The sequence below is a fragment of the Thalassoglobus sp. genome, assembly GCF_048270125.1.
Lineage (GTDB): Bacteria > Planctomycetota > Planctomycetia > Planctomycetales > Planctomycetaceae > Thalassoglobus.
Genome location: NZ_JBLWTN010000004.1, coordinates 416005 through 432435, shown reverse-complemented (window position 1 = coordinate 432435; position 16431 = coordinate 416005). Strand labels below are relative to the sequence as shown.

The 16431-nt window shown below is 49.9% G+C and carries 11 protein-coding genes and 1 pseudogene; 9 read left to right on the top strand and 3 right to left on the bottom strand.

Annotated features, from left to right (window positions below; translation table 11 throughout):
• The first annotated feature begins 405 nt into the window (after positions 1-405).
• The 4 genes from ACN0YR_RS07795 to ACN0YR_RS07780 all read left to right on the top strand — a co-directional run bounded on the left by ACN0YR_RS07795 (position 406) and on the right by ACN0YR_RS07780 (position 7264).
• A complete protein-coding gene (locus ACN0YR_RS07795) occupies positions 406-2331 on the top strand; it encodes a hypothetical protein (protein ID WP_417848632.1) in 1926 nt (641 codons plus the stop codon).
• A gap of 652 nt (positions 2332-2983) precedes the next feature.
• The gene (locus ACN0YR_RS07790) at positions 2984-3544 is read left to right on the top strand and encodes a DJ-1/PfpI family protein (RefSeq protein WP_417848631.1); all 561 of its coding nucleotides are present in this window, start codon (positions 2984-2986) and stop codon (positions 3542-3544) included.
• 172 nt (positions 3545-3716) lie between these two features.
• Positions 3717-6332 carry a DUF255 domain-containing protein gene (locus ACN0YR_RS07785; RefSeq protein WP_417848630.1) on the top strand — a complete coding sequence of 872 codons (2616 nt, stop codon included), beginning with the start codon at positions 3717-3719 and terminating at the stop codon, positions 6330-6332.
• A 131-nt stretch (positions 6333-6463) separates the two neighbouring features.
• Entirely contained in the window at positions 6464-7264 is an 801-nt protein-coding gene (locus tag ACN0YR_RS07780) for a 3-keto-disaccharide hydrolase (RefSeq protein WP_417848629.1), read from the top strand.
• Between the two features lie 107 nt (positions 7265-7371).
• On the opposite strand, the gene ACN0YR_RS07775 is transcribed toward ACN0YR_RS07780, so the two are convergent.
• Both ACN0YR_RS07775 and ACN0YR_RS07770 read right to left on the bottom strand, forming a co-directional pair.
• A complete protein-coding gene (locus ACN0YR_RS07775) occupies positions 7372-9273 on the bottom strand; it encodes a solute:sodium symporter family transporter (protein WP_417848628.1) in 1902 nt (633 codons plus the stop codon).
• Positions 9274-9532: 259 nt separating this feature from the next.
• A complete protein-coding gene (locus ACN0YR_RS07770; protein ID WP_417848627.1) occupies positions 9533-11266 on the bottom strand; it encodes a HEAT repeat domain-containing protein in 1734 nt (577 codons plus the stop codon).
• Positions 11267-11571: 305 nt separating this feature from the next.
• Between ACN0YR_RS07770 and ACN0YR_RS07765 the strand changes: the two genes are divergently transcribed.
• The 5 genes from ACN0YR_RS07765 (at position 11572) to ACN0YR_RS07745 (ending at position 15750) form a co-directional block, all read left to right on the top strand.
• Positions 11572-12300 (top strand): intradiol ring-cleavage dioxygenase, encoded by a 729-nt coding sequence (locus tag ACN0YR_RS07765; RefSeq protein ID WP_417848626.1) that lies wholly within the window; start codon positions 11572-11574, stop codon positions 12298-12300.
• Between the two features lie 71 nt (positions 12301-12371).
• On the top strand, positions 12372-12656 hold the full coding sequence (locus ACN0YR_RS07760; RefSeq protein WP_417848625.1) for a hypothetical protein: 285 nt from the start codon (positions 12372-12374) through the stop codon (positions 12654-12656).
• 282 nt (positions 12657-12938) lie between these two features.
• Positions 12939-13181, top strand: a complete 243-nt coding sequence (locus tag ACN0YR_RS07755; protein WP_417848624.1) for a hypothetical protein — start codon at positions 12939-12941, stop codon at positions 13179-13181.
• Positions 13182-13730: 549 nt separating this feature from the next.
• A complete protein-coding gene (locus ACN0YR_RS07750) occupies positions 13731-15167 on the top strand; it encodes a hypothetical protein (protein ID WP_417848642.1) in 1437 nt (478 codons plus the stop codon).
• 415 nt (positions 15168-15582) lie between these two features.
• Positions 15583-15750, top strand: a complete 168-nt coding sequence (locus ACN0YR_RS07745; protein ID WP_417848641.1) for a hypothetical protein — start codon at positions 15583-15585, stop codon at positions 15748-15750.
• A gap of 289 nt (positions 15751-16039) precedes the next feature.
• Here ACN0YR_RS07745 and ACN0YR_RS07740 read toward each other — a convergent pair.
• Positions 16040-16210 (bottom strand): annotated as a pseudogene (locus ACN0YR_RS07740) (hypothetical protein); the annotation flags it as partial.
• Positions 16211-16431 lie beyond the last annotated feature (221 nt).

Here is a 16431-nt window from a genome sequence, read left to right as displayed (position 1 = left end):
ACTGCTTGAGCTCGCGAACCGTCCATCGCTTGTGAACCTTTCCGTTGTTCTTGAGGACGCAAACCGTAATTTGTGTTGTGTGAACGTCTAATCCAACGTAAAACATAGTCGTCTCCTGAGATCGGGGTGGTGAAAGATTACAGTTCCACAATACCCGATTGACGGAGACTTCCTACATAGTTTCAAACTGCTCTAGAACAGGAACTCCACCTGTCGAAGTGATTCAGTTTTAAGGCTTTTGGATGAAATGGATAGCCACGAACATGGTCGCAACGATCCTGATTGTGCCATAATCAGGCCACCCTGAATGTCGAACCGTTTAAACGTTGCGGTCCGTTCAATTTCATATTGCACTTCCCAGTCAGGCTCTTCGCAGCTGGAATTATCAATTTAAAGGGAGTCATCATGAGGCACGCTGGAGCCTGTTTAGTTCTCATTCTTGCCCTCACGTCCTTCAGCCTCTCTCAGGCTGGCGTAGGCGATCCACAACTCCGAACAGACCATCCCTGGTATCCCGGTGAGTTGGCATGCTCCACCTTCGAACGTCTTCAGGAAACACAAGCGATTGCGTTTCAGAAAGTCACCGGCCACCTTCCCCAATCGGATGAAGACCGCGCACTCGCAGCATGGATGTGGAGAAACATTCATTACGCGCACGGCGAAGAAGGGGCACAGGATCTATGGGGGAAGGGCTTCCAGTCAGGGAACTGTACCACACGGAATTACTGGACGGGGATGTTTGCTCATGGCTTCGGTTTGTGTGGGACGACTCACGCGCAATGGACGGCGGAACTCAATGCGATCTTGGGACATGGACGCAGCCGAACCGTGGGCGTTGCCGGACACAATGCACTTGAAGTCTTTCTCAAGGGAGGAGCATATAAAGATGGTCGCTGGGTCTTGCTGGACCACGATGTCTCAACAGTCGTGTTCGATTCGACGGGAGAACGATTGCTCTCGATCGAGGAGATTCGCAGTGATCTTTCACGGATCACAAATCCAGACTTTGAACCACAGCGACAACGTGGTTGGCCATTAGGCGGATTACATCGGGACGATCCTCAAGCGTATGCAGAGTTCAACGTGGTTGAACATCTTCCTGGCTATGCTGGACCACCGCCGCGCGTTCATCTTCGCAAGGGTGAAACCTTACGTCGATACTATCAGCCCGGATTGGAAGATGGGAACACGTTTGTTTTTTGGGGTCGCAACTACCGCGCAAACGGGATCGCCGGACTAGAGCGGAGTCGCACATGGGTGAACCAACCTGAACGCTTCCGAGGCTCTCCCAAAGGGAGCGGTTACCAACAAGGACAGGCGCGATACGGGAATGCGGTTTACACCTACAAGCCAGACTTTCAGAGCGACGCCTACAAAGAAGGAGTCACCCAGGAAACGGAAAGGGAAGTGATTCTGGAATTCCAGACACCATATTTGATCGCTGCAACTCCCCCTGATGACACCGATTGGGGAGTCTATAAAACTGGAGCCCGAAACGGATTACAGGTTCGAACGCGAAATGCAATTCCGGTCTCAGTGTCAGTCGACCACGGTGGAAGCTGGCATCTGGCAAAGTACGAGAACGGCCAAGCCGATCTGACCGACTTCGCCAAAGGATCGCAACAATACTGGTTGAAGTTTGAGAAATCTGCGCAGGAACTTGCGAGTGAAAATCTCGAGATCGTCACCGTCTGCCAGGCAAACCCTGCGATGTTCCCAAGGCTGAAGCCAAACGGAACAACCGTCAACTTTGCAGCGACCGGTCTTGGATTAACCAGCGCTGGCCCAACAGTTCCCCATGCTGAACAACACGTGGTAGCTGGCGCTTTCAATACACCACGAGTGACACTTGAACTCACACCCCCTCGAAACCGTGCAGCTTCGCACTTGTACGCAGCAGCACATATCGCTTCGAGCAACCCACCTGACCCGGAAGTTCTGTATCAGATTGAATATTCCACCGACCATGGAAGTACATGGAAACCAGTAGTCAAAGACTGGAACATCGTCCGTCAAGGCAACGAACCGAGCGACTTCTGGTCACAAAGTTTTTGTTATGGTGATACAGCGATCGATTCCGATGTCCCATCTTCAGTGCAGGTCCGATTTCGAAATAACGGTGGGAAAAAATATCTGAGGTGCGAAACACACCTTGCCTACCCAATTCAAAATCAGGAATCTTGCAAGATCACATTTGCCTGGACTGAAGCGGGTGGGAAAGAACGAATCGCAACAAAAATTGCAGACAGCGAAACTCCAACGGAATGGCAAATCGAGACACATGATCAAGTTGAAATGAAATGGGTAGAACTGAGCCCAGCAGGTGACTGACGCAACTGGCTCAACGACATATGCAGTGCGCAGCTTTCACGAAGATTGCGCGAGGCAAATGAGTTCCCACTGCAACCTGCGGACGCCGGTTCTCTGAACCCGACGAATTGATTGCATGCTCGCAATGAATATCACCAGGAAAACACCACAAAAAACATTGGCAAGAACTTTGCCAAAGATCCGTACTGATGAAACAGAGTAGAATCAGTCCGAAAACCTCTGGAATAGCCGCTTTTCTCAACGTTTGAGAGAGCAATTTCAAGTTTCAGGATCAGTTCTAAAGCATCTTTCGAATTGGTTTGCAGGTTCTGCCTCGTGGCGAACAGTATTTTTACTAGAGAAATGCGTTCTTCACGGGCACACGGTAGAGCAAACTGCTCTAAATAATGTCTGTTTCACTTCTGAATTTGACATCGCAGGTCCAATGAGTGATGCTGCGGAACCAATTACCATAAGACGCAATTCGTCCAAAATCTGTTCCGATTCTATTGTAGACTCGGGGCAATGTAGAGCATTTTCAAATGAGTGTTCGGGCACTGCTTCATAGCGAGTAACCTGTCAAGCCATGGAAGTGACCTTCATAGACACCGCAAACATTGAAAATAATCTAATATTCATAGACAGCTCAACTGACAACTGAAAGTCAACGCAGATGGAAAAAGTCCTGATTATTATCGGCGATGCGAGTGAAACTCTCGACACGATGTACCCGTACTACCGGCTCATCGAAGCGGGCTTCCAACCTGTGGTGGCTGCTCCAGAAAAACGGCTGTACCAAATGGTGATGCACGAAGTGAAAGCAGGCTGGACCATCACGAAAGAGTGGGAAGGCTACACGCTTCAGGCAGACATTGCCTTCAAAGACATCGTCCCGGAAGAGTATGCGGGGATCATGTACTCCGGAGGACGCGCTCCTGAATATATTCGATACGATGAATCACTGGTCAAGGCAACGAAGCATTTCTTCGCAGCGAACAAACCGATCGCCTCAGTTTGCCATGGGGTAGAAATCCCCGCGTACGCCGACTGCGTTCGTGGACGTCGGATGGCGACCGTTCCCAAATGTAAATTTGACCTGGAAGTTTGTGGGGGAATCTTTGTCGACGAGCCATGTGTCGTTGATGGAAACCTTGTCAGCGGAAGAACTTTTCATGACAACGGGCATTATCTTGGGCCTTGGATTCAACTCCTCGAAGCATCCCGCGACAAGTAATCGTTTGATTCAGCGTTCGTCGTCTGATCCTGTGTCTGTTGCGATGTTACTTATTGAGCAGTCATGAGTGGATACATCCATTCCTCGTGGTTCGTAGAGTTTTCTCTCGAAAGTTTGCAATCACACGGGTAAACTCAAGATGCGAGACGGTTCAACCTCGGAGATGCAGTCAATGCAGCGACACAAAGGACACACACAAGCTTTGTCAAACTCAAACGGACAGTTTGCCCGCATGCGACTTCTTCCAATCATTGCTCTGTTCGGGGTTATCCTCTCGGGGATGCTCAGTGTGCCACAATCTCTCTTCGGGCAGGACGCGGCAAAGAAGCCACCACACAAGGCGAACCGGCTCGTTAACGAGTCGAGCCCATATCTGCTTCAGCACGCTTACAATCCGGTAGACTGGTATCCGTGGGGGACGGAAGCACTTGATGCTGCCAGGAAACAGGACAAACCGATCTTCCTTTCGATCGGCTACAGCAGTTGTTTCTGGTGCCACGTCATGGAGCGAAAAGTCTTCGAAAATGAAGAGATCGCGAAGTTCATGAACGAGCACTTCATTTGTATCAAAGTCGACCGAGAAGAACGCCCTGATCTCGATGAAATTTACATGCTCTCATTGCAGGTCTACTTCCAGCTGTCGGGATCTGGTCAAGGTGGAGGCTGGCCCCTCTCGATCTTCCTGACTCCTGCCGGTGAACCGATTGCGGGCGGTACCTATTTTCCGCCAGAAGACCTTCCCGGTCGTCCCGGTTTCCCGAGTGTCCTGAATCAGCTCAACGACGCGTGGAATCAGCAAAAGCCCGCAGTGCAACGGACAGCGACAGCGCTCTCCAACGAGGTAAAAAGACTTTCTCAACCTCCCGCCTTTTCAGAAGGAGGAGCGGTGAACTTGAAAGATGTTCAGGATTCCGTCGAATCAGTCCTCACGCATTACGACCCAGTCGACGGCGGATTTGACTTCAACCCCAAGGTCCCGGACAAACCCAAGTTTCCAGTCCCTTCACGACTCATGCTGCTGCAGTCACAAATTGCGAGAAATACTGAAAACTCAACTGAGCTGGCACAGAAGCTGGACAAGACACTCGATGAAATGAGTGATGGAGGAATTTACGACCACTTGGGAGGCGGCTTCCATCGATACAGCACCGACCGTGAGTGGCTGATTCCTCATTTCGAAAAGATGTTGTACGACAATGCACAACTGGCAGAAGTGTATGCCGAAGCGTATCAACGGACTCGCAAAAAACGTTATCGGGAGATCGCAGAAGGGATCATGCAATTTGTTCTGAATGAGATGACCGACAAGAGCGGTGCATTTTATTCCGCATTGGATGCAGAGACCGATGGAGTCGAAGGCCAATATTATGTCTGGTCCAAAGAAGAAGTTCAGAACGTCCTGAATCCGAATGGATACCGATATTTCGCTGCGGTCTACGGACTCGATCAGGAGTCAAAATTCGAGCAGGGCTACGTTTTACACTTGTCGCGTCCAGTTTCAGAAACTGCTCAACAACTTGGCCTCCCAGCGGAAGAACTGGAAACACGCCTCTCTCGTATGCGAGCAGAATTGCTGAAAAAACGTCTCACCCGCAAACCTCTTCGGCGTGACGACAAAATCTTGACGAGTTGGAACGGTCTGATGATTCGGGCCTTTGCACGGACCGGAAAAATTCTTCAAAGGCAAGACTACGTTGAGCACGCAAACAAAGCGGCGCTGTATCTGCTTTCTACGCTCCGTGACCGCGAAGGGAGACTCTTAAGAACAGCGATGAACGACAAAGCCTCTCTCCCGGCCTACCTTGACGACTACGCTTTTCTGGTCAGCGGCCTGCTTGCGTTGCACGATGCAACTGGCGAAGAAAAATGGCTCAATACAGCACGACTTTTGACGGATAATCAAATCAATCAATTCTGGGACAGAGATCGAGGAGGATTCTTCTTTACGTCTCACGATCATGAATCCCTTATTGCTCGCACGAAATCAGCGTACGACAGCGTGATCCCCTCAGGAAACAGCGTGAGCATTCAAAACTTGACAAAACTCGCTTCGCTGACCGGAGACAGCATTTACGCAAATCATGCTCAGCAAACAATCGATGCGTTCGCCTCACAGTTTCGGCAGTCTCTGGCGAGCCTCCCTTATTTCGCGATGGCGACACAAGCATTTTTGATTTCTCAAGGAAATCAAAGCGTCCCAAATGGAGCCGGAAATCTGTTTACGGGGGGAGTCTCTGCTCCAATGAACCCAAAGCCTGAAACCCCGAAAGAATCTCCGATCATTGTCAGCCTGACACCTGCAGAGCCTGATTCGCTCAAAGATGCAAAAGCTAGTCCGCGAGGATTTTTCGGACTCAATGCCGTCACTGCAGGGGGGGCCGTCCCTGTCGCAATCGAGATCACAATCGCAGAGGGTTGGCATATCAACGCAAACCCCGCACAGCCAGATTTCGTCATCCCAACTGAACTGAAAATCGCTGGTGACTCAAAACTCAAATTGAGCAATATCCAATATCCCAAAGGGCACCAGTTCAAGCTGGAAGGGATTGACCAAGCACTTTCCGTCTACGAAGGGAAAGTCTTGGTGAAAGCACTTCTGCACATTCCAGAAGGAAGCCAGGGCGAGATTCCAGTAAAGATACAATTGCAGTCTCAGGCTTGTGATTCCAAGTCCTGCCTGGCTCCAAAACGTGTCATTCTACAAGGATCGATAAAAGTTCTGCCTGCTGGCGGCGATCAACCGCAGCCGATCAATCAGGCGATATTCCGAGAAACGACATCGAAATAACTTTCCTGCCACCTTATATTCGACATGGAATTCCCCTTGAACAATTGCGTTTCCTGATGCAGGAGAGTAAATTCTCCGATAGCTTCGTGGAAAAGGCTTGACAGTAGAGTGCTGAGAATATGCACCGACTGATGTCTCTAAGACCATTTATTTATCAGCGATTTTTTGTCGTAATCCCTGCGATCATTCTTACACTTTTGATCGCCTCGTCCGGGATTTGTCAAGAAGTGCAAACGACTGAAATGACATCTCCCACGCTGGAGGTGGCTCCCAAAAGCCATCTGATCTCAAAAAATTTCCCCGGCGAGACGTGGACCTTCTTTTCAGGCAAGAAAGACGCAAAGTTTCCTGACACCTGGACCTATGTCGAAGACAGGGAAACAGGAGTTCCCTACGTCATCTGTAGCGGACAGCCATATGGATACATTCGAACAAAGAAGACATACGAGAACTTCGAGTTCGGGTTAGAGTGGCGGTTTCCAAAGGACGAAAATGGAAATAGCGGTGTTCTCGTCTACACGACTGGCGACGACAGAATCTGGCCAACTTCATTACAGGTCCAGTTGCAGCAGCCTTTCGCTGGAAGTGTCTTCCCGAGCGGAGGGGCAAAGTCGAGCAATGAATTAAGAAACATTCCGATGCTCGCCCGCCCGATCAATCAATGGAACCGCTGTGTCATTACAAGTCTCGACGGGACTGTCACTGTCACAGTGAATGACCAGAAAGTCGGTTCCGTCGAGGATTGTGAACCGAGGCAAGGTTCGATCTCGCTGCAGAGTGAAGGATCTGAAATACATTTCCGGAATATTTGGATCCGCGAACTTCCTAAAGCGAAAAAACCATCCAGAACCGCACACAAAAGAGCACGTCGCCAGTACTTACTCTCCAAGTTCAAAGCTCCGTTCAGCGAATTGTCTCTCTTCGTTCGCTGAACCTGAACAATTGGCTCCCTCTGAAAACTTTCAGGTTAGGGGAATTGCCTCAGTCTTTGAGAGGCGACTTCAAAGTTTTCAGGTCAGGGAGAGAACGAGCTGATTCGTCAGACTGACAAGATTGAGAAATCTGCGAAGTAGACATAGATCGCCAACACAAAGATTACGAGGCCGATTCCGAGCGGTTTCGCGAAAACCCATGGAGTGAGATCGACGTCACCAGAGTATTCTTGCACCCATGGAGTTTCTCTCGGCTTGATTTTCCCAATCAGCAACATCAGCAGAATGGTTCCCAGAAAGACTGCTCCAATGAAATGGAACTCGTGAATCTGACCAACGACCTTCGCTACTGGGGGAAAGAAATACCCCAGACAAATCGCTGCAAAGCTGGAGATCAGTCCGATTTTGGCTGCCAGCGCGGGAACCGTTTTTGTGAGCTGACCAATCAGCATCACTGAGAAGATTGGGATGAAATAGATAGCATTCATCTTCTGCAAGTATCCAAAGATGCTGTCTTGCCCCAAGAGCATTGGAGCTGTCAGCATCGAAACGATTGCAATCACAATTCCGAAGATTTTTCCTGCTCGAATGACCTGCTGGTCTGAAGCATTTTTGTGCAGCACCGTTTTATAGGCTCCCAAGCTGAACAAAGTTGCGGTGCTGTTCAGTGCGGAGTTGAACGAGCTCAAGATTGCACCAATCACAGCAGCAGCAAAAAATCCATTCAGCCAGCCAGGAAGAACATTTTGAACGAGGCGACCGTAGCTTTTATCTTTTTCTCTTGGCGGAAGAATTCTGGCAAGCTCCACCTGACTTAATTTTTCGAGATAGCGGTTCTTCCCATCATCTCCAGCGACTACGACCACACCTGGGCCGAACAGCTTTTCGACTTCCCATGTTTTTCCATCAGCATCTTCAACAGTTGCCATCCCCGACGTCAGGGCAGCCTCTTCTGAATCGACCTTGAGGAGCTTCTGAACATCTTCACCATGGACAATTTTTTGTTCATCCCCCGCCGACATCACCATCGCCACAGTTTCTGTCGTCTTGTCGAGGACTGGGACAATCTCATCTCCAACCTGGACACGTCCGTAGAGAAAAAACGCAATCATGCCCGGCAAGACGAGAATCATTGGAGCAAGAACTTTGAATACTCCAGCAATCAAAACACCTTTTTGCCCCTCGGCGAGACTTTTTGCTCCAAACGTCCGCTGAATAATTTGCTGATTGGTTGTCCAATAGAAGAGGTTAAGCAACAACACGCCGGTGAACAAAGTCGAAAATGGGACCGACTGACTGGGACCGCCGATAGAGTTGAACTTCTCGGGAGTCGCCTGGCGCAGAGTTTCCAAACCTGCGAGTGCTCCGTCCGGGTTGACTGTCACCAGACCATAATAAGCGATGAGAATTCCGCCAACGAGCAGCCCGAAACCGTTGAGCGTATCAGAGACAGCCACGCTGCGCAGTCCCCCCCAAATCGCGTAGATCGAACCAATCACACCGATCAGCCAGACAGTCGCGGTGATCAAAGTGAATTCGTCATCAATCCCTGTCAGGGTAGACATGTCGAGAATTTCAGTGAGCCCTTTGGCACCGGTATACAAAATGATCGGCAGCAAGATCCCCGCGTAGGCAACGAGAAAGATCATCGTTGTAATTGCGCGAGTCCCATGATCGAATCGCTTTTCCAGAAATTGCGGAACTGTTGCGATTCCGCTTTTCAGATACCGGGGAAGGTAGAGCAGGGCGAGAATCACAAGAGAGACAGCAGCGATCACTTCCCAAGCCATAACACATAAGCCATCGGCATATGCGGCACCGTTCAAGCCGACAAGTTGTTCGGTCGACAGGTTCGTCAACAAAAGTGAGCCAGCAATAAACCCGCCGGTCAAACTTCGGCCGGCAAGAAAATATCCTGCGGAACTTTCGTGGTTATCATTGCGAGTGAGCAACCACGTAATCAAGCCAACAAGCGAAGTAAAAAATACAAACGAAATAATGGTCAGCATGTGATCTCTTTCCAAGGCTCTCTCAAAGAATCATCAATGACACTTTGTAGTGGAAGAGAGAGAATGTGCCAGCCCAGAAGAGAAAAGATCCTTACTCAAGAAGAGAGGAAGGGGAGTTGGGCCTGCAGAGATCTTGAGACACACGAAACATAATCGGTGCACTTACGGTAAGCCCCACCTGCACACAGGTGAGCACACAGGTGACTGATTGAGAAGAGTTCCTCGCTGACCCGATTCAGCTCAAACAGAAGCACTCCAGTTAAAAGCCGTACTTGAGTTTCTCCATCTTTTGGCGAAGTTCCGCTTCAAAGGCATCTCCTCGATCTTCGAATGGGCGATTCTTCAGATACCAATCCCCCCAGGTCAGGACCAGATTTTTGTGCCACAGACTGATCGCAGCTTTCTTTTGCTCATCAGTTGCTTTCGACGAAAGATCCTGAAGAGGATCCTCAGGGAATCCAAATCCAAGCGGCTTACGTGAGATCCAGCATAAGGCGTTTCTCGCTTCAATCATCACGTAAAGATTTTCGTCGCTGAGCTTGTCGATGAGATGCTGAGCCAAATTCATGTTCCCTGTTCGCCCCAACGCCCAAACAACCGTTTGGCGGATGCCTGGATCGGGATGATCGATCAACTTCAAGAGCTGGTCGACCTGTCCAATGAGGTCTTCTCGATTCCCCAGCTGAACTTGCTCAACAATCTGTTCTTGCACTGCATCCAGGTTTTCAAGCCCTCCCGTTTTTGAAAGTGACGCGAGGAGAATATCCAGAGGCTCTGTTGGCGGTTCTTTCATTTTGACTGAGCGACCATTGAAATCCACATCTGTCAAATCGTCGGGTAAGCCTCGTCCTCCAGCAAGCAGTCCATCACCAAATTTTGGGGTATCAACACGCTTCAACAATCGTCCCGTCGACCGGGTGAGAAACAAAACGGCGAAGGCGGTATCAACATCCGCTGCAAAATTCCGCGAGACGCTCCATGAACCGTCATCCTTCTGTTTTTGAATCAGAAAATCCGCACATTCATTGAACCAGTCTCGACTACCGATTTGCTTCACGTTCGCCAGAGCCGCCATTCGCTCAAGAGAATAGTAGTAATAGGCTGCCCATCCAGTCTCTTTGTTTTCAACACGAAAGCGGTTCGTGACAAATGAAAAAACCCGACGAACCGAGGCCACCGACGCCGCTGGAATTCTTGCGCTGTCGGTTTTCATTTGAGGATCGTCAATTTTTACAGTCTCAAGAATTCCGAATCGTTTCGTTTCTTCCTCCGCTCCGGAATCCTTTTCAGCTTTGAGTTCAGTTTCAAATGGAAGAAAGGTCGGGTTCAACTGAAGCATGGCAATATGCATACTTCCAACAGCATTGACCGACATGTTGATCGTGGACTCTCCGTTACCATCTCCAATTTGCAAACCGGGAATGTATGCAAATCCACCATCCTTGTTTTGATACTTCACGTGCCAGTCAAGAATATCGACCCACACTTTCTGATCGATTTCCACACCAGCACGCGAAGCTGCCCATAGCCCCAGGCAAGCGTATTGCATCACACTTGTATCACCCACAGATTCCTTGGGGTGACCACCGGTTGGATAGTCCCAGCCTCCGGTCGCCATTTGATGGCCCAAAATATAATCTGCCAGAAGTTGGATTTGGGGTTTGTACTTTACGGGATCAAGGTCGGCCAATAACGTCGCCTCAACGCCCGCCTCGTAAAGATGTTCTCCCCCCGGCTTATATTTCCCACCTTCGAACTTCTCTAAAACTTCCTTCACGACAGCTTGAAACGCGGGATCGTTCTTAGGAATGTTCCCTTTCATCATCGCCAGTGCAATTAACGTTTTCTTCCCACCGTGAGCTTTGTCAACAACTGATTTCAGATAGCTTGCACCGCGATTAATCGAACGGGTCACTTCTTGAGGTGAAGCGCCAAAACTTGCGCTCGAGAAGAGAGCAATCAGAACAAACGCGGAACCAATATTGCGTTGCATGGGACGAATTTCACCGATTGATGAGCAGTTTCAAGATCATGAAAAGTGAGTAATGCATTATAGGTTCTGCATTTCCGACACGCCAGACTGCTTCTGTATTCTGCGGCACATCCGCTTAAGTGCGTCCACCGAAAGATCCTGGTCCCCGCAATCGGGATCGGTCTGAATTAAGCGAACATCACGTTCAAGAGGGAGGGGACAACCGTAAATTGGTGTTCGAATCAAAAACAGTACGAAACTTTGAATGAGACTCGGTGTTTCATAGTGAGGATATCGATTTCAATATTTGACGTTGAGGAACGAAAATGAGTTCAGAACTACACCGTCGACGATTTCTTCAACTCTCAAGCTTTGCTGCAGCAGCCTTTGCCACACCGGGCCTCTTTGCTGAGGAATTGATCCGCACGCCTGCTGTCGGAGAAGGCCCGTTTTACCCGGACAAACTCCCTCTCGACACCGACAATGACCTTCTTCTGATCAATGACGCCATCACTCCAGCTGTCGGAGAGATCACCCACTTGGGCGGCAAAATTCTCTCTGGAACCGGCCAGCCGATTCGCAATGCATTTGTGGAAATCTGGCAGGTTGACAACAACGGCGTTTATTTACATTCAGGCAGCAACGACAGAGACAACCGCGATTCAAATTTTCAGGGCTACGGACGTTTTCTGACCGATTCGACCGGGCAGTACTATTTTAGAACCATCAAACCTGTCCGATATCCAGGCCGAACACCACATATCCATTTTGCCGTGAGTAAAAATGGAAAACGAATTTTCACCACGCAGATGCTCATTCATGGTGAAGAACAAAACAAAAGCGATGGACTCTTCAAGCAGATTCGAGACCCATTCCAACGCGAAGCGATTCAAGTCACGTTCAAACCCGTTCCAGATTCCAAGATTGGGGAACTGGCAGCGAATTTTGACATTGTTCTTGGGAAGACTCCAAACGAAGCCGACTTTAAGAAAATCGATGGAGGAATTGGTCAGCCACAATACCGTGGAGGGGGGAATCGTCCACGCCGACTGTAGTCGCCTTAACAAAACTTGAATGGGGTCTCACAGTTCCTGTAAATGACAACAACTCAAATGTCTTCCTGGAGATGGCAGACGCGTGCGGTTTCGTCGATGCGAGCGGCTTTCCAGACCAAAAGAACTCTCCACCGATTCAAGAAACAGGAAAGTGTTTAGAGCAGTTTGCTCTACCGTTTGCCCGTGAAGAACGCATTTCCCTGGTAAAAATGCTGTTCGCCACGAGGCAGAACCTGCAAACCAATTCGAAAGATGCTCTAGAACTGATCCTGAAACCAGAATTTGCTCTCTCAAACACTGAGAAAATCGACCACATCACAAATTCCCGGACCGATTCCGATACTTCATCAGACTGACCAGCGGCTTCCAGCGATGACTCAAAAAATCCTCTGTTTGAGTCATAAAAGTCAAGCTCGTTTTATAGGTTCCGTTCCAGAGAATTCGGACGTTTGAAGACATTTTCTGACTGGACTTCGGGATACTGGGCGCGAACAATCCACTCCCTGAGTGGAGAGCATCTCGTGCCTCCCCCTCCCACCACTTCCTCCTTCCTCACAACACTCACCTAATTCTGAATGTACGCGTAAAGTTCGTCTTTGCTCGACAATTTCTCAGATTCCCAGCAAGTGAATGCACTCATGAACACCCTATCATTTCGCAACTTTATTACCGGGATTGCCGTAACCGTTTTGGCACTGGACTTTGTCAAAGAGCTGAGAGTTCCGTTAACAATCCTGAGCGTTATCGCTCTGCTGACCTTTCTGGTCCAGGCGTACATCAACTATCGAAAGTCCAAGAAACAAGCGTTTCAACGAGTCCTTGATGCCTATACATCTCGACACGACATTGACGTCAGTCAATCTGGAGTGCACGTTCTCTAGAGCATCTTTCGAATCGGTTTGCAGGTTCTGCCTCGTGGCGATCAGCATTTTTACTAGAGAAGCGCGTTCTTCACGGGCAAACGGTAGAGCAAACTGCTCTAAAGCATCTTTCCAATCGGTTTGCAGGTTCTGCCTCGTGGCGTGCAGTTCATGAAGTCATTGAGCGTTCCTGTTGATACAGTTCAGGTGAGAAGATGAGTACATAAAATTCTTGTACAAATCGCATCAGTAAAGACGGATGTAAAAACCAGACAGGAACCAAAAAAAACTCGGCGAAGATTCGCCGAGTTTTTTATTTGTCCAATCACAAATCGCTTACATCTCAGATGCTGTCGTTGTGAAGCTCCTCTTCATAAATTCACTTCATTGACCGCATCTACGTTTTGCAGATGACCCAGACATTGCTCTCTACGAAGAGGTCGATTCATCATGTGAAGAATCGATTACTTCTTATCTCGATTTCTCGACGATCCTGATGATCGAGTCCCCGAGGATCGGGAACTTGAGGATGAAGACCGCGAACTCGGCCGACTGCTACTCCTGGATGAAGTGGAAGGTCGAGCACTTGGTCGGCTGCTACTTCTGGATGGTGTCGCCGAACGGGATGGTGCAGCTGATCGACTTGGTGTTGCTGAACGTGACGGTGCAGCCGACCGTGACGACGGTGCGGCTGAACGATTAGGCGTTGCTGAACGTGATGGCGTAGTCGATCGTGATGGCGGTGCAGCCGATCGACTTGGTGTCGCCGAACGCGATGGCGTAGACGAACGTGTTGACGGAGTAGCAGATCGATTTGGTATCGCTGAGCGTGATGGCGCAGACGAACGTGTTGACGGAGCAGCTGATCGATTTGGTATCGCTGAACGTGATGGCGCAGACGAACGTGTTGACGGAGTAGCTGATCGATTTGGTATCGCTGAACGTGATGGCGCAGACGAACGTGTTGACGGAGCAGCTGATCGACTTGGTGTCGCCGAACGCGATGGTGCAGACGAACGTGTTGACGGAGTAGCTGATCGATTTGGTATCGCTGAACGTGATGGCGCAGACGACCGTGATGATGGAGTTGATGATGGCCGAGTCGCTGGCGACGAGGACCGGCTACGGTTAATTGCATCCCGACTTGAAGGCTGCGGGGAGTTGTTAGTCCGCGGCGAACTGCCTGAAGAACGACTTGGGGTACTCTGGGTGCCTCTCGCTCTTGAATCATTCGAGGATGGTGTTCCCCGGTTCTCAGTACCACGTTGTGAAGCTGACGCTTTTCGTGCAGCTTCAATACGAGCCCTCAAGTCTGAGGAAGAGTTCCGGTTTGAGCTGGGTGATTTTGTTGAATCTGAACTCGGAGTTCTTGCCGGATTCGAATTCGTACGATTCGGATTGTTACCCCGTGCATCTGCAGGTTTTCGGGTATCATCCATGCGCGATCTCGGATCAGTTGCTGATCCCGGATTACGCACCCCGCGATCTATCGTCGCTGGATTCCTTGCAGGATCACTGTTCGAGTCTTTTCCACGGCTCTCGCGAGCACCACGGTTTCTTTCAGCCTCGTTTCGAACTGCCTCGATCCGCTCGCGCAAGTCGGTTCCAGTCGATCCTTGGCGTGGCTCTCGTCCAGTTGCTTTTCCAGGCTCGCTGTCCCTGGTATTGCCGGTCACTTCAGGCTTTACATCTCGTGAATTCCCAGATTCTGTTGAACGGCCTTTTCGGGCATTCTCCATGCGTTCACGAAGCGACTCACGTGATGAGCCTTCGTCGCCCCCTTCGGTACGTCCAATTCTGTTTCCATCACGGGAGTTCCTGTCATCAGAGGCTCGCCCTTCTTCTTGTCGATTACGAATGCCATCCAGTCGATCTCGAAAAGCGGAAGATTCGGGCAACTTCATCGTTTCTGTCCGTCCGACTCTGTCACCTCTATCGCCTCGATCACCTCTTTCTGGCAACTTGATATCTTTGTCTAAATCCTTTGGATTAAGAATACCTCTTTGACCTTCACCTCTTGATGTTTCATCTCCACGATGTCTGTCGCGAGATTCAAAGGCGACTCGTTGCTCAGTAATCTGACGAGCTGTTGACGATGCACGATCAGAGATTCGGTTTCGGACATCATCCGGAATTCTTGTAAAGGTTTTACGATCGGCACGACCTTCTCTGGCGAGATCACTGATTGATTCACCGAGAGTCGCTTGTCGAATTACGACAGCGTTCCGTCCGGCGAACCCACTATTGACGATCTCGCGAGTCTTTCTGTACGTGTGTGGTGGTCGATATGATTCATTTCGGTCAAAGTAACTATGCCAGTCAACCAGGCGGTTGTACGTGGTACGACGCGACCCTCGCTGATAATAAGATCGGATCGGATCATAATGGTATCCACGACGACCATATCCGCTGTGACGAGTGAATGCGTAGATGCCTCGGTCACGATATCGTGATCCGTAGTAGTCTCCAAAGTAGTAGTGTCGGTATCGAGGGCGAACAAACAGGTGAATTAACAACGGCCCTGTCGAGACGACAAGCTGAGGACGGTATCGATATCCGTAAAATCTTCTGGGATATCGATTGTTCGTAAACCGCACTGGCGAGAACAGAACACCACGTCGAGCGAGTGGATAGTCCCAATACCCTGAGCAGTACACATATCCTCGGGGTGTCCACTGGTAACGAGATGGAACCCACATGTAATCGTTATATGGCTGTTCCCAGTAACCGGGTCGCCATAAGTAGTTGTTCGTTTCGTAAACCCATGAACCGGGAACCCAGAAATGCTCTTCACTGGGAGCTGTGACGTTCGGTCCCTGTTCAAGACTTTGTGGGGGTTGCGGTAAGTAGCTCAGTTCTTCGTTGTCAGACGATGTCCAGAATCCGGGAACCCATTGCCATCCACCATCGGCTTCCGACCAATAACCGGGAATCCATTGCTGACCGACCGGGATATCTCGCCACAATCCACTGATCCAAATGAAGTCTTCAATATCTTCATCGAAAGCCCAATATCCAGGAACCCATTCGACGTTGGCTCCTTCGGGCATTTCCTCAGGTGGTAGCTCATCGATCAGTTCGGGTGGTTGTTTACCAACAATCAAACCTGGCGTGGGATCACTTTCATACTGTTCGGCATACGCTTCGTGAACCGGACCACGAGTCAAAACGTCTGCATCAATATCGGCCTCCTGAGCGCGCTCAGCCCCATTGGCAGGCGCTGGATCCACGGCAGGCGCTGGATCCACGGCAGGCGCAGGATCCACGGCAG